At 70.7% G+C, this 13229-nt stretch carries 12 protein-coding genes; 5 read left to right on the top strand and 7 right to left on the bottom strand.

Features of this window, described 5'->3' with window-relative positions:
* Positions 1–53 precede the first annotated feature (53 nt).
* Positions 54–641, top strand: coding sequence for a CGNR zinc finger domain-containing protein (locus QC283_RS10925; RefSeq protein ID WP_279561223.1), 588 nt, complete (start codon positions 54–56; stop codon positions 639–641).
* 316 nt (positions 642–957) lie between these two features.
* Here the strand turns inward: QC283_RS10925 and QC283_RS10920 are convergent, their stop codons facing one another.
* Positions 958–2010 carry a GlxA family transcriptional regulator gene (locus QC283_RS10920; RefSeq protein WP_279561222.1) on the bottom strand — a complete coding sequence of 351 codons (1053 nt, stop codon included), beginning with the start codon at positions 2008–2010 and terminating at the stop codon, positions 958–960.
* Positions 2011–2129: 119 nt separating this feature from the next.
* On the opposite strand from QC283_RS10920, the gene QC283_RS10915 reads away from it, so the two are divergent.
* On the top strand, positions 2130–2759 hold the full coding sequence (locus tag QC283_RS10915) for a cysteine hydrolase family protein (protein WP_279561221.1): 630 nt from the start codon (positions 2130–2132) through the stop codon (positions 2757–2759).
* A gap of 223 nt (positions 2760–2982) precedes the next feature.
* On the opposite strand, the gene QC283_RS10910 is transcribed toward QC283_RS10915, so the two are convergent.
* The gene (locus QC283_RS10910) at positions 2983–4431 is read right to left on the bottom strand and encodes an MFS transporter (RefSeq protein ID WP_279561220.1); all 1449 of its coding nucleotides are present in this window, start codon (positions 4429–4431) and stop codon (positions 2983–2985) included.
* Between the two features lie 295 nt (positions 4432–4726).
* Here QC283_RS10910 and QC283_RS10905 point away from each other — a divergent pair, with 295 nt between their 5' ends.
* On the top strand, positions 4727–5035 hold the full coding sequence (locus QC283_RS10905) for a hypothetical protein (RefSeq protein ID WP_279561219.1): 309 nt from the start codon (positions 4727–4729) through the stop codon (positions 5033–5035).
* A gap of 63 nt (positions 5036–5098) precedes the next feature.
* Here the strand turns inward: QC283_RS10905 and QC283_RS10900 are convergent, their stop codons facing one another.
* Together QC283_RS10900 and QC283_RS10895 are read right to left on the bottom strand one after the other, a co-directional pair.
* On the bottom strand, positions 5099–5665 hold the full coding sequence (locus QC283_RS10900; protein ID WP_279561218.1) for a TetR/AcrR family transcriptional regulator: 567 nt from the start codon (positions 5663–5665) through the stop codon (positions 5099–5101).
* Between the two features lie 127 nt (positions 5666–5792).
* A complete protein-coding gene (locus QC283_RS10895; protein WP_279561217.1) occupies positions 5793–7571 on the bottom strand; it encodes a hypothetical protein in 1779 nt (592 codons plus the stop codon).
* A gap of 159 nt (positions 7572–7730) precedes the next feature.
* Here QC283_RS10895 and QC283_RS10890 point away from each other — a divergent pair, with 159 nt between their 5' ends.
* Both QC283_RS10890 and QC283_RS10885 read left to right on the top strand, forming a co-directional pair.
* The gene (locus tag QC283_RS10890; protein WP_279561216.1) at positions 7731–8918 is read left to right on the top strand and encodes an MFS transporter; all 1188 of its coding nucleotides are present in this window, start codon (positions 7731–7733) and stop codon (positions 8916–8918) included.
* Between the two features lie 104 nt (positions 8919–9022).
* On the top strand, positions 9023–9352 hold the full coding sequence (locus QC283_RS10885) for a carboxymuconolactone decarboxylase family protein (protein ID WP_279561215.1): 330 nt from the start codon (positions 9023–9025) through the stop codon (positions 9350–9352).
* Positions 9353–9663: 311 nt separating this feature from the next.
* Here the strand turns inward: QC283_RS10885 and QC283_RS10880 are convergent, their stop codons facing one another.
* The 3 genes from QC283_RS10880 to QC283_RS10870 all read right to left on the bottom strand — a co-directional run bounded on the left by QC283_RS10880 (position 9664) and on the right by QC283_RS10870 (position 13228).
* The gene (locus QC283_RS10880; protein ID WP_279561214.1) at positions 9664–10632 is read right to left on the bottom strand and encodes a carbohydrate kinase family protein; all 969 of its coding nucleotides are present in this window, start codon (positions 10630–10632) and stop codon (positions 9664–9666) included.
* 180 nt (positions 10633–10812) lie between these two features.
* Positions 10813–12279 carry a glycoside hydrolase family 32 protein gene (locus tag QC283_RS10875; protein ID WP_279561213.1) on the bottom strand — a complete coding sequence of 489 codons (1467 nt, stop codon included), beginning with the start codon at positions 12277–12279 and terminating at the stop codon, positions 10813–10815.
* 76 nt (positions 12280–12355) lie between these two features.
* A complete protein-coding gene (locus tag QC283_RS10870; protein WP_107477708.1) occupies positions 12356–13228 on the bottom strand; it encodes a carbohydrate ABC transporter permease in 873 nt (290 codons plus the stop codon).
* Position 13229: the final 1 nt, after the last annotated feature.

Here is a 13229-nt window from a genome sequence, read left to right as displayed (position 1 = left end):
AATCCACGGTAACAGGAAGCTCACGGAATACCTGAACTGTTACCATGAGAAAGATGTCGAAGATCCCACTCCCACCCGCCCCCGGAGCTGACGAGCACGTCAGTCTCGCGCTGCTCAACAGCGCGGCGCCCCTCCCCGGGGGACACCGCGCGGACGAACTGGGCACCCCCGAGGAGGCCACCGACTGGCTCATCGGTCACGGCCTAGTACCCGCTCGGACGGCACTGCTGGCGTACTGCCAGAACCAGCTCGCGGGGCTTCGGGACGACCTGCGCCTCCTCTTCGCGGCACAGGTGGGAGGCGAAGCTCCCCCACAGCAAGCCCTGGACGGCGTCAACCGGGCCCTGGCGCAGGTCCCCAGCGCGCCGTTGCTGCGCCACGCACCGGATGGAGGATTCCACCGGACGCCGGCGCACCCCGTGACGCGACTCGTCGAGCACGCGATGGCCCAGATCGCCGAAGACGCCACCACCCTGCTCACCGGCGACGACGCGTCTCGGATCGCACGCTGCGAAGCATCCCCCTGCGACCGGTTCCTCCTGCGCACCCATGCGCGCCGTCAGTGGTGTTCCACCCGTTGCGGGGACCGCGTCCGAGCAGCCCGCGCCTACGCCCGCAGGCAAGACCGAGCTCCTGCCTGACGGCCCGGGTGCGGAGGCCGACCGGGCCGCCGGTGGACCTTGTCCCGAACCCGGGCACAGACTGCGCCCTGACGTGACGATGCCCGCCCTGCCCGTACCGCCCTCCTCGGGAGTCGGTACGGCCCCAAGGGCGGCCCGGTCAGATGTGTGGGGCGACGTTGACGGTGCTCCGGAAGCCCGGAGTCACGACCGGTCGGCCGCGACCGGTGCGTAACGCACCGTCCGGCCGTGATACCTGTGACCCCCTCCCGTCACCGCCCCGCACACCGGACAGGGAAGCTGGAACCCGCCGCGATCCGCGCACCCGCAAGTCCCGTCAGCAGCTCGCGGAGCGGGCGCGGGCCTCTTCGGGGGCGACGGGACGTGTCTGTGCCGGTGCTCCCTCCGACCGGGGGAAGGGTTCCGGTGCGGAGCCGGCCGCTCCCGTGTGGTGGGTGAAGCGGTGGCGGTACGACGTCGGTGTGGTCGCGTAGTGCGCGGTGAAGTTCTGCCGGAAGGTCACGGCGCTGGCGAACCCGCATGCCGCCGAGATGCGGGTGATGCTCCAGGTGGTCGACTCCAGCAGTCTGCGGGCCTCGTCGAGCCTGCGGGTGAGGACCCACCTGGCCGGGCTCATGCCGGTCGTCTCGTAGAAGCGGCGGGAGAAGTTGCGGGTGCTCATGTGGGCGTGGGCGGCGAGTTCGGTGACGGACAGGCGCTGGTCGAGGTTGGCCAGGGCCCAGGTGATCGTGTCGCCGATGGGCCCCGCGGCATCGTCGGGCACGGGCCGGTCGATGTACTGGGCCTGGTCGCCCTCCCGGTGGGGCGCGATGACGAGATGGCGCGCGACGGTGGTGGCCGCCGCGGATCCCAGTCGGTCGCGGACGATGTGGAGGCAGGCGTCGAGCCCGGAGGCCGTGCCGGCCGAGGTGAGCACGTCACCGTGGTCCAGGTACAGGGCGTCCGCGTGCACGTCCACGGCGGGATACCGTTCGGCCAGTTCCTCCGCCAGGGCCCAGTGGGTGGCCGCGGTGCGGCCGTCGAGCACGCCACTGCCCGCCACGGGGAACGCGCCGAGGCAGAGCCCGGTGATCCCCGCCCCGCGAGCGTGCGCGTCCCGGATCAGGGCGACGAACTCGCCGTCCGGTTCCGGGAGGTCGGTCGGCCAGGAGGGGAACACGAGCAGGTCGGCCGATTCCGCCGCGGCGGGCCCGGCGAGATCACCGATCAGGATCCCCTCCGAGGTGCGGACCGGGTGCGCGTCCGCGCTCCACACCGTGGTGGTCCACCCCTGGGCCAGGCCCTGCCGGGCCACCTCGCCGAACACGAGCAGAGGAGTGGCGAGATGGAAGGCGGTGATCCCGTCGAAGGCGTGAATGGCGATGCGCATGCCTGTCCTGATCTCATCGATTAACTGCTTTTCTGCCACTCACTGTAGTGGCCGCGGCCCCGTGAGGATGGAGTCCGCGGCGCCCTCCGCGCCGCATCCGCCAGGAACAGGAGAGAACGTTGACCGCCCCACGCCGCGCCCTTGTCCTCATCGACGTGCAGCAGGAGTACTTCGACGGACCGCTCAGCATCCAGTACCCGCCCCGCGACGCATCGCTGGCGAACATCCTGCGCGCCCTGGACACCGCCGCGCAGACGGACATGCCCGTCGTCGCCCTGCAGCACGAGTCCCCCGAAGGGTTCCCGGTCTTCGCGGCCGGCTCGCCCGGCTGGGAACTCCACCCCGAGGTGGAGCGCCGCCTCGACTCCACGGCCAAGCGAGTGACCAAGAGCTTCTCCGACATCTTCACCTCCACCGGCCTCGCCGACTGGTTCCGGGAGAACGGGATCGACACGCTGACCCTGGTCGGCTACATGACGAACAACTGCGTCCTGTCCACCTCCGCCGCCGCCGAGCCCCTCGGTCTCACGGTCGAGGTCCTCTCCGACGCGACCGGCGCCATCCACCTCGCCAACGAGGCCGGGACCGCCTCCGCGCAGCAGGTCCACGAGACCCTGATGACGCTGCTGCACTCGAACTGGGCCGCGGTCACCACCACCGACACCTGGGCGTCGGCCGTCACCGGCGGAGACCGACTCACCAAGAGCGATCTCGTCACCTCGGCCCTGCAGGGCCGTGCCGCTCACTGACGGGCACACCGCCCCCTACACGAGGTGAGAGCGCCTCGCGGGCCGACGGCCCCGTGGCGCTCTCGCCCCGGCGGGCCTGCGGCGACAACGAGGTGGCACCCGCCCTGACGCGGTCCCACTGACCGAGAGGCCGAGAAGGGCGCCCGCTCCGAGAGCGCCCGCAGGAACCCAGCGGGGAACGGAGTCACCCCCGCCGCCCTTCCGAAGGCACCGACCGGACCCGTCAGTCCCCCGCCCCGGTGTGCGTCTTCACAGGCTGAGGCCCGTGCTGTTCTGTGGCCGGGTGGGCGCTGAGGGTGGTGAGGGCGAGGAGGCCGGCGGCGAGGAGGATGCCCGCGGCGACGGTCAGGGCCGTGCCGTATCCGGCGACCAGTGCCTCGCCCGTGCCCAGTGCGGCCTTCTCCGGCTGCGCGGTGACGGTGGCGGCGACCCCGGCGAGTACGGCCAGGCCGAGGGCGACCCCGATCTGCTGGGCGGAGTTGAGCAGGGCCGAGGCGATCCCGGCCTTGTCCGCGTCGACGCGGTAGACCGCGGCCTGGGTCAGGGCGAGGACGCCGAGACCGAAACCGAGCGCGAGGACGAACATCGCCGGCGCCAGGTGCGGCCAGTAGCCCGTGTCGACGGTGATCGTGGAGAACCAGAACGCGGCCAGCGCGCTCAGCAGCGCGCCCAGGGCGGCGACGAAACGGGGAGCGATCTTCAGCAGGAGCTTCGGGGCGGCGCCGGCACCGAGCACCAGTCCGGCGGCGAACGGCAGCCATGCCGCTCCCGTGCGAAGGGGGCTGAACTGCTGCACCTGCTGGAGGTAGAGGGTGACGACGTAGAACGTGCCCATCGGGCCGATGGCCAGCAGCAGCATGGTCAGGTAGGCGCCGGAGCGGTTGCGGTCCCTGAACAGGCTCAGCGGCACCAGAGGACTGGCGCTGCGGGCCTGGGTGAGGACGAACGCGACGAGCAGTACGGCGGCCGCCGCCAGGAGGACCAGCGCGACCGGGTCGGTGAAGCCGTCCTCGCCGAACCTCGTGATCGCGTAGACGAGCGCGACCATTCCGCCCGTACCCAGCACCGCACCCACCGTGCCGACCCGGCCGGAGTGACGGCCGGCAGCGAGCAGAGTGCGGCTGCCGAGGAGAACAAGCAGGCCGAACGGGACGTTGATGAAGAACACCCACCGCCAGTCGAGGAGGTCGGTCAGCACACCGCCGAGGAGCAGTCCGACGACGATACCGAGCGCGGACATCGCCCCGTAGAGGGACAGCGCCAGGTCACGCAGCTTGCGGTCGGGGAACGTGGTCGTGATCAGCGCCAGCGCGTTCGGGGCGGTCAGCGCCGCTCCGACGCCCTGCACGGCACGGGCGACGATGAGCATGGTGACGTTCTGCCCCAGCCCGCCCGCCAGGGACGCGATCACGAAGACCGCGATACCGAGCTGCAACGTGCGGCGGCGCCCCCACAGGTCGCCGACCCGGCCACCGAGCAGGAGCAGTGCTCCGAACGCGAGGATGTAGGCGTTGACCACCCAGGGCAGGTGCTCCGCCGTCACACCGAAGTCCCGCTGGATGCTCGGCAGCGCGATGTTCACGATCGAGTCGTCGAGCACCAGCATCAGCTGGGCGGTCGCGATGACCAGCAGCGGGATCATCCCGGCCCGCTGCCTCGTCGTGGTGGTCACGTCGTCTCCTTCGCTCGGTGCCCGCAGGATCTCCATCCGTCGGCACTGCTTCACGGGGTCTGACCGCCGTTACGGTCATCCACCGCGGACAGATACCCCCTACCCGTATGTAACCATATACGGGAGGGGGGTATTTCCTCAGGGTGAGGCGGCGGAGAGATCATGAGGGCAGGAACGGCTACCGAGCGGCCGAGAACGGCACCGCCGTGCACGTCTCGCACTCCGGACGCACGCCGCCGGCCGGAACGGCACCGGCGGGGCGGCCGGCTCCCGTCGCGCAGCCCGGATGGGGCTCGTGCTCGTCGCGTTCTCCGGGGAGATGACCCCGTTCTCGGTGGCCATGGCCGTCTCCGGGGTCGGCATCGGCGTCTACTTCGCGATCGACCTGGCCCTTGTGGCCGATGTCCTGCCCGACCCGCGCAACGCCGCGAAGGACCTGGGGGTCTTCAACATCGCGAGCGCCCTGCCGCAGTCGATCGCCCCGGCCGTCGCACCCGCGATCCTGGCCATGGGCGGCGGGGACTACTCCGTCCTCTTCCACGTCGCCGCGGTCTTCACCGTGCTCGGCGCGCTCACGATCCCGCGCGTACGGGGAGTGCGCTGAGCCGTGGGGTTGCGCGGCCGTGGGGTCCGCATGCCGTGGACGGCGTGCGGGCCCCAGGGGGATTCAGGCGGGACGGGCCGCCGCGAGCACCGCGTCCGTGATCGACTCGGCGTACTCGTCGGTCAGCCGGTCGAAGTCGAAGAGCAGCGCGTACCACATGGGCCCGTAAATCAGGTCGATGAGGACGTCGTCGTCGGGGCAGGTGACCTCGCCGCGCTCCCGGGCGCGCGCGATGACCTGACGGAAGAGATCCCGGCGGGGGTTGATGACGGACTCGACGGCCAGCCTCGCGAAGTCCGGTCCCTGGGCCGCCTCCGCGGCGACGGCCTGGCTGAACGCCTTGTCGCTGTAACGATGCAGTTCGAACGCCGCCCGCACCATCGGCAGCAGATCGCTCCTGAGGCTGCCGGTGTCCGGCACCGGGAACACCTCACGTCCGACCGAGTCCAGGGCGTCGAGCAGCAACTCGCCCTTCGAGGCGTAGCGGCGGTAGACGGCCTGTTTGGACACGCCGCTGCGGGCCGCGACGCCTTCCATGCTCATGCCCCGGTAGCCACGTTCCGTGACGATCTCCAGGGCCGCTTTGCGGATCGCATCGTCGCGAGCCGGATCTCGTGGTCTTCCTTGCACGTCATCAGCCTACGTGAGTTCCGTGACGGTGCGTGGGGGAATCCGGTGCGGTGCCGGACACGCCCGGGGTGCTCCACACACGGCGGTGTGGAGCACCCCGGGGTGACCCGGCCGGGCCGGGTTCACGTCACTGTGCGCAACAGGAGCACGCGGTCGTGCCGGGATCCTGGGCGTCATCGGCGTTCTGGGCGTCGTCCGCGTCCTGTTCACCCTGCGGGCCGCAGCACCCGGACGCAGCCCCGTCCTCGAAGGCGCTCAGCCTGCAGAAGCAGGAGGCCGCGACGGGGACGTCGGCCGAGGCGACGGCGATGTCGCGGGCCAGGGCGATCTGCCCGGCCTCCGTGTGCCGTCCCAGGAGGGTGAGGCACTCGTGGAGTCCGTGCAGGCTCCAGACGTTGTTGGGGTGGGTGCGGCGACGGGCGAGAGTGCGGTCCAGGTAGAGGTCCGCGCGGTAGATCGCGGCGGCCTCTTCGATCCGGCCCTGTTCCATGGAGAGCGCGCCGTAGGCGTGGCGCACCGGCTGGAGCCAGGCCGGCGGATCGGTGTAGGGCAGCGCGTCCTCCGCCTCGATGGCACGCTCGAGGGCGGTGAAGGCGGCCTCGAAGTTGCCCTTGCGGTACTCGAGTTCGCCCTCCAGCATCCCGGCGGCGACCTCGAGGACGTCGACCTCCTTGGCCGGCACGGCGTTCCACCGGGTCCCGGGCACCGTGGCGCGAGCGGCTGCGAACTGTTCCCGGGCCGCCTCGGCCTCGGCGATGCGGCCGAGCGCGGAGAAGGCGATGCCGCGTGCGTAATGGATCATCGCGGTGGTCGAGCAGAACAGCTCCTGGTCCTGCGGGAGTTCGAGCTCGAGGATCTCCTGCCAGCGGCCGAAGCGGATCAGGGCGTGCGGCAGGGTGGTGCGGTAGCTCTCCATCAGGTCGGCCATGGGCGGGCTGTCGACCTTCAGGAGTTCCGGCGTGACGAGTGCGTCGATGCGGCGGGCGGCGTCCAGCGCCTCGCGGGACCTTCCGGACATCATCGCGCCGTAGGCCAGGACGCACAGGTTGTGCGCGCGGTAGAGGGAGTACCAGTGCCGGCCGTCCTCGCGCGCGAAGAAGCGGTCGTCGGCCGCGACCGCGACGGCGTTGGACTCCACCACGCGGCGCCAGTCGCCGCAGGCAGCGTCGATGTGCGTGGACATGTGGGCCATGTGCCCACCGTCGGGGGCCAGGTTCCGCAGCCGGTCGGCCGCGGGGAGGGCGGTCTCCGGGAACGGGGACATCTCCATCAGGTGGATGTAGAGATGGTTGAGAGCCGGATGCCGGTCTCCGCCCGGCCGGGCGAAGGCGGACTCGATGACCTCGCGGGCCTCCAGAGTGCCGTAGCCGACCGGCTCCCCCGTGTCCAGGTCCCACAGGGCGCGCGGGCTCACGCACAGCAGCGCGTCGGCGAACAGCGCCGCGGAGTCCAGGTCCTCCGGGTGAGCCCGGCGGACCTCGCGCATGGCGTCGGCGTACGCGCGGTCGAGGGCGGCGAACCCGTCCGGCCCTTCGGGGAGGCCGTGGCGCGGGAAGCGTGCCGCCATGGCCTCGATCAGGGCCCGCTCGAAGGAAGTGCACGAGGCGGAGGCGGCGCGCGCCCGCTCGAGGGCGCCGTTGGCCCGGTCGACGGAGGCCTTCAGGTCGGCGGCGTCGAAGAAGCGCCAGGCCTTGTTGTAGTTGGGGCCCTTGGCGAAGGCGATCCCCCAGTGGGCCATCGCACACTCGGGGTCCTCGACGACAGCCTTCTCGAAGCAGCTCACGGCCTCCTCGAAGTTGAAGCAGTACGCCCACAGCAGGCCACGGTCGAACCACACCTGCGCCTGCGGGGAGGACGTGGTGACGGTGCGGCGATGGTCGCCGAGGTCGTAGTACGTGTCGGTCACGGTGCTGACTCCGATCTCGGATGGGTGGGCACGGCGGCGTACGGGGCGCCCCTGGGAGCAGGGGCCGGGTCGTTCCCGCGCGGTGCCGTGCGTATCCTTTATTCAATACGCACCGTACCGTATTGGAAAAAGGTCCTCATGCCTCCTCCCCGTTCACCGATGCCGGCCCTTCTCGCCCTGACCGTCGCCTACTTCGCCATGGTGGCCGCCGCGGTCGCCCTCGTCGGGCTCGGTCCGCTGATCACCGACGGTCTCGGCGTCGGTTCCGGTGCGGCCGGGACGCTGAGCACCGTGTACACGGTGGTGTTCGCCCTGGGCGCCCCCGTCGCGGCGGTGGCCCTGCGGCGCGTGGACCGCAAGAAGGTCCTGCTCGTCGGCCTGGTCCTCATGGTGCTCGGTGGCCTCGGCAGCGCCGTGGCACCGCACCTTCCGCTGATGATCGCCGCCCGCACGGTGCAGGGCGTCGGCGCGGCCGTCTTCGCCCCGACGGCGCCTGTCGCCGCGGCGATGATCGTCCCGCCGGAACGCCGTGCCCGCATGCTGTCGCTGGTCGGGAGCGGCGCCATCGCGGCGATGGTGCTCGGCGCACCGCTGGCCTCCGCGGCGGGGACCCTGATCGGATGGCGCTGGACCCTCGCCGCCCTCGCCGTACTGATCCTCGTCGGCATGGCCGTGCTGACGGCGCTGCTTCCGCCGCTGCCGCCGAAGACGGTCCTGCGGATGCGCGACTTCGGATCGGTGGTGCGCGTTCCGGGGGCCCGGCCCATCCTGTGGACGACCTTCCTGGCCCTCATCGGCCAGTACGTCGTGTACGGCAGCGTGGCCGTCTACCTGCCCCGGCGCTTCGGTGCCTCGGACACCATGTCGCTGGTCATCCTGCTGGCCTTCGGCGCCGTGGCCCTGTGCGGCAATGCGCTCGGCGCCGGCGCGTACAACCGGTTCGGTGGCGATCGAACCCTCGCGGGAGGCATCGCAGGCGTGGCGCTCGCCTTCATGTGCGCCATGCTCCTGCCCGCACACCCCGCGTCCGGCATCGCGGTCTTCGCCTTGTGGGGGCTGTTCAACCCGGTCTTCATCTCACCCCAGCAGGTACGCATCATCGACCTGTTCGGCGAGCGGAGCAGTCTGCTCATCCCGCTGAACACCACCTGCGTCTACCTCGGCATGAGCCTGGGAGGCCTGCTCGGCGCGGGCCTGCTCCCGGCAGTGGGCCCATCGGCCCTGTCCGCCGTGGCGCTGGTGCCGCTCGCCGCGGCCGCCGTGGCGCACGGCGTCTCGATGCGGCGCCGCGCCCCTTCCCGGCCACGGCCGTCCGGCCTGGCCGCCGACGCCTCGACCCGCGGCTGACCAGATCGGTCCATACGGGTGGGGGGTATAGCCTGGACGTGCTGCCGGTACCGCCACAGGCCGTTTTGGCGGAGAGCACAAGAACGACGAGAAAGGGTGACTCAATGCATTCGCACCACGAGGAAGCGCAGTTCATGGCCGACATCAAGGAGGCCGCGCCGGAGATGGTGTCGGCGTTCTTCGGCTTCGACAAGGCCGTGTTCAGCAAGGACACCGGCAATCTGGACCTGGCCACCCGTGAGCTGATCGCGGTCGGCGTCGCGGTGACGACGCAGTGCCCCTTCTGCATCGAGGACCACGCCAAGCGCGCCGTGAAGGCCGGTGCGTCCAAGGCCGATGTGGCCGAAGCGGTCATGGTCGCCGCCGCCCTGCGCGCCGGCGGCGGCGTCACGCACGGTTGGAAGGCGATGAAGAGCATCGCCGAGGACGAGTGAACCCACCGGCACCGCGCGGGTAGTCAGCGCGAGCACGGCGGCGGGAGGACTCCCGCGCCGAGCAGAGTTCCGAGGGTGCCCGCCGCCCAGGTCGCCCTGCGACTTCCCGCGGTCGAAGACACCGGCACCGGCCGGCCCGGGTCCTTCGAACGGATCGGTGACGTCGTACGCCGGGTGCACCTCTTCCGTCCTGAGCGGTTCCGCTCCACTCAGCGGTCCGATCCGGTCGACCGACCGCCGGCCGGAGGCCGTTGTCCGCTGAAGCGGCTGACGAACTGGATAATCGCCGGCGAAAGGCGCCAACGTTCCGGTCAGCGTCGAATCGCAGTGGCGAGATCGTCCGCCCAGGGTGGATTCGCACCGGGGACCGAAACCGTCAGGGCGGCGACTTCGGCGGCGAACGAGCAGGCATCAGCGACGTCTTCGAGGGTCAGTTCGTCGAGGCGGCCACCCAGGTGTCCGGCATCGGCAAGGCGGTGCAGCAGGCCCGCGGTGAAGGAGTCGCCGGCACCGACGGTGTCGATGACCACCGCGGGAGGGGCTGGGACGGTGACGCGCGCACCGTCGAGGGACGCGAGGGCGCCGCGTCCGCCGAGGGTGATGACGACGAGGCGCGCGCCTGCGGTGTGCCAGGTGTCGCAGGCTTCTTCGAGGCCGGCACCGGGCGCCAGGAAGGTGCAGTCGTCTTCGCTGAGGCGGAGGATGTCGGCGACGGCGCACCAGTGGGCCAGCCGTTCGCGGTAGGCGGAGGGCGGTACGAGCAGGGGGCGGACGTTGGGGTCGATGGATACGGTGGTGAGCTCGCGCACCTGATCGAGGTGTTCCTCGATTCGGCTGCCGCCGGGCCGGCGGATCAGCGCGAGAGAACCGGTGTGCAGGCAGACCGTGTCGTCGTTCCGCGTCGCGGCGAGTTCGCTGTCGGTCCACTGCCAGTCGGCGGCGCCGTCGGCATAGAAGCCATAGGTGGCTTGGCCGGTCGCGTCAAGGTCGGCGACGGCGAGCGTGCTGGGCTCGGTGGTGGTCACGCTGCTGGTCAGGTTGACACCGGAGGCGTTGAGGCGGGCACGGAAGAGGGGGCCGAAGGCGTCGCTGGAGAAGCGTCCGAGGAAGCGGGTCGGGGTGCCGAGCCGGGCGAGTGCGACAGCGGTGTTGGCCGGGCCGCCACCGGCCAGCGCACGCAGGGCCAGACCGCCGGTATCGGACCGGTCGCAGTCCTCGAAGATGTCGGCGACGCACTCGCCGAGGACGTCGACGCTGCCGGGGGACCCGGGTCGGGCCATGATGACTGTCTGCCTCTCAGGTAGGGCGCGGGGCTGTCGCCCCGCGCCACGGAACGCAGCCGCGGGCGCCGTAGAAGCGTGGGATGCTGCGGTGGACATGTCTGCCGCACACGGTGCGAGGTCACGGGGCCTGTCAGTGTGCGGGTGGGTCAGTCTTCGGGCCGCGTGCGGCCCAGGGCATCAAGCACGCTGTGCTGTCCGGGGCGCCGGCTGGACTTCCTGCCGGATGCCCTGCGGGGTCAGGTTCCAGGCCGCGACGGCGAACTCGCTGCTCCCTGACCCTGTCGTACGGGCCTGCAGCCGCCACGGTCCGTCGGTGGACGGGTAGAACCTCAGGGTGAGGACCTGCTCGTCGGCCAGGTAGACCTCGGCTATCGAGCGGTCCACGATCACACGGAGTTCGACGGGGGCGCCGGGGCGTGCCGCGGCCGGGCACGGTGCGGTGTAGGCCCCTCCCCGTGCCCGCGTGTCCGGTGAGGCGTGGGTGCGGTCGACGGCGAGGCGGCCTGCCGTGGGGTCGAGACTGATGTCGAGGTACTCGGAGCCGTCGGTCGACGTGATCAGGCGCAGCCCGCTGGTACCGGTGGTGTCCGGGACGAGGGTGGCGGTGAGGTCGAAGGTGTGGCTGACCTCGCCGAGTTCGGCGGGCTCGGTCCGGATGACGTGTCCGGTTCCGTGCAGGACGCGCGGGCCGCGCAGGGCCAGCAGTTCGCGGGCGGGGCGCTGGGCGACCGTGCCGTCGGCGGTGAGGCTGACCTCTCGGGGGAGCGTGAGGACGCCTGCCCAGCCCGCTTCGTGCGCCCAGGAGTCGTCCCGTGCTTCCCAGGCCCAGCCCCACATCAGCCAGCGGTCTTCTCCTGGGGCCTTCAGCAGGGCGGGGGCGTAGAAGTCGGGACCGTGGTCCAGCGGCACGAGGGCCGTGGCCGCCGTGAAGCGTCCGTCTCTCTCCTGGCCGGTGATGACGCTGGTGTGGCTGGGGCCGCCCTGAGGGGTCCAGTCGCTGAGGATCAGAACACCTTGGTCGCCGAAGGTGGCGTACTGGGGGCATTCCCAGCCGATCGGGCCCGTGCCGGTGTCGGTGTCGCTGGTGTGGAAGGGGCCGCGGTAGGTCCAGTGTTCCAGGTCGTCGGACTCGTACAGTTGCGCCGCGGCGCGGCCGTCGTCGAGGGCGGAGCCGACCAGCATCCTCCAGCGCTCGTCCTGCCGCCAGACGTAGGGGTCCCGGTACATGGTGGTGCCGGCGGGTGGTTCGGGGATGAGCAGGTGGGGACGTTTGGTCCAGGTGCGGCCGTTGTCCGACGACTCGGCGGTCGTGATCGGCTGCCACCAGCGGTCGTTGTGGTGGGCGGAGTAGAAGGCCAGGATGCGGCCGCCGGTGGAGACGGCGTTGCCGGAGTAGCAGCCGTCGGCGTCGTGCCCGCCGGGTGTGGGGGTGAGGGCGACGGGGAGGGGTTCCCAGGTGATCAGGTCGGGGCTGCGGTAGTGGCCCCAGTGCATGTTCGCGTGCTGAGGGCCGTGCGGGTTGTACTGGAAGAAGACGTGGTAGTGGCCGTCGTGGAAGACCAGGCCGTTGGGGTCGTTGATCCAGTTGCGGGGCGGTCGCAGATGGACGGTGGGCAGGTGGGGGTCGGCAGGCGACGTGGACACACGGGGCCTTTCTCAGGGCGTGCGAAGCGCACGGAAGTCATGAGGACGAAGCGGGATCGCAAGTGCGGTGCGGGGGTCAGCCCTTGACGCCGGTGGAGGCGATGCTGTTGACGAAGGACCGCTGGAACGCCACGAACAGGGCGAGGATCGGCACGGTGATCATGGAGGAGTAGGCCATGATCTGGCCCCAGCCCACGTTCAGCTGGAAGAAGTAGGAGATGCCGACCATCACCGGTCGCAGCTCTTCGCTCTGCACGACCATCAGCGGCCACAGGTAGGAGTTCCAGGCGGGCAGGAAGGTGAGGATGGCGACGGTGGCGACTGCCGGGCCGGACAGCGGCATCACGATGCGCCGGTAGATGGTGAACCAGCCGGCGCCGTCCATGATCGCCGCCTCGTCGAGTTCCTTGGGGATGCTCTGGAAGAACTGGTGGAAGAAGAAGATCGAGAAGGCGTTGGCGACGAACGGCAGGATCTGCACCTGGTAGGTGTCCATCCAGCCGGTGGTCCACTCCAGGTGGAAGCCGTTCACGCGGAGCAGTGGAAGCTGGTTGACCCACCACACCAGCGGCAGCGCGAAGGTCTCGAACGGCACGATGAGGGTGGCGATGACCGTCGTCAGGACGAGTTTGCGGCCTGACCACCGCATCCGCGCGAGCGCGAAGGCGGCCAGGCTGTTGACGACGATACCGAGCACCACGGTGACCGACGAGATCAGCACGGAGTTCAGCAGGAACTGTGCCGCCGGGACCCGTTCGAACATGCCGGTGTAGTTGTCCAGCGACAGGGCGCCGACCGGCAGGAAGGCGCGCAGTGAGCCCAGGTCGCCGAAGATCTGGTCGTCCGACTTGAACGACGAGACCAGCATGAAGAGGAGCGGCAGCGCGAAGACCAGGGCCAGCACGATGCGGCCGGCGTGACCGCCGAACCGCTTGAGGAGGGAGGTCATG

It is taken from the genome of Streptomyces sp. DH41, from assembly GCF_029813785.1.
Lineage (GTDB): Bacteria > Actinomycetota > Actinomycetes > Streptomycetales > Streptomycetaceae > Streptomyces.
This window is presented reverse-complemented; position numbering and strand designations above follow the sequence as displayed.

Coding starts and splice junctions, on each gene's coding strand:
- QC283_RS10925 (WP_279561223.1), top strand. CDS start 54: ATGTCGAAGATCCCACTCCCACCCGCCCCCGGAGCTGACGAGCACGTC.
- QC283_RS10920 (WP_279561222.1), bottom strand. CDS start 2,010: ATGCGCATCGCCATTCACGCCTTCGACGGGATCACCGCCTTCCATCTC.
- QC283_RS10890 (WP_279561216.1), top strand. CDS start 7,731: ATGCCGGCCCTTCTCGCCCTGACCGTCGCCTACTTCGCCATGGTGGCC.
- QC283_RS10885 (WP_279561215.1), top strand. CDS start 9,023: ATGCATTCGCACCACGAGGAAGCGCAGTTCATGGCCGACATCAAGGAG.
- QC283_RS10880 (WP_279561214.1), bottom strand. CDS start 10,632: ATGGCCCGACCCGGGTCCCCCGGCAGCGTCGACGTCCTCGGCGAGTGC.
- QC283_RS10870 (WP_107477708.1), bottom strand. CDS start 13,228: ATGACCTCCCTCCTCAAGCGGTTCGGCGGTCACGCCGGCCGCATCGTG.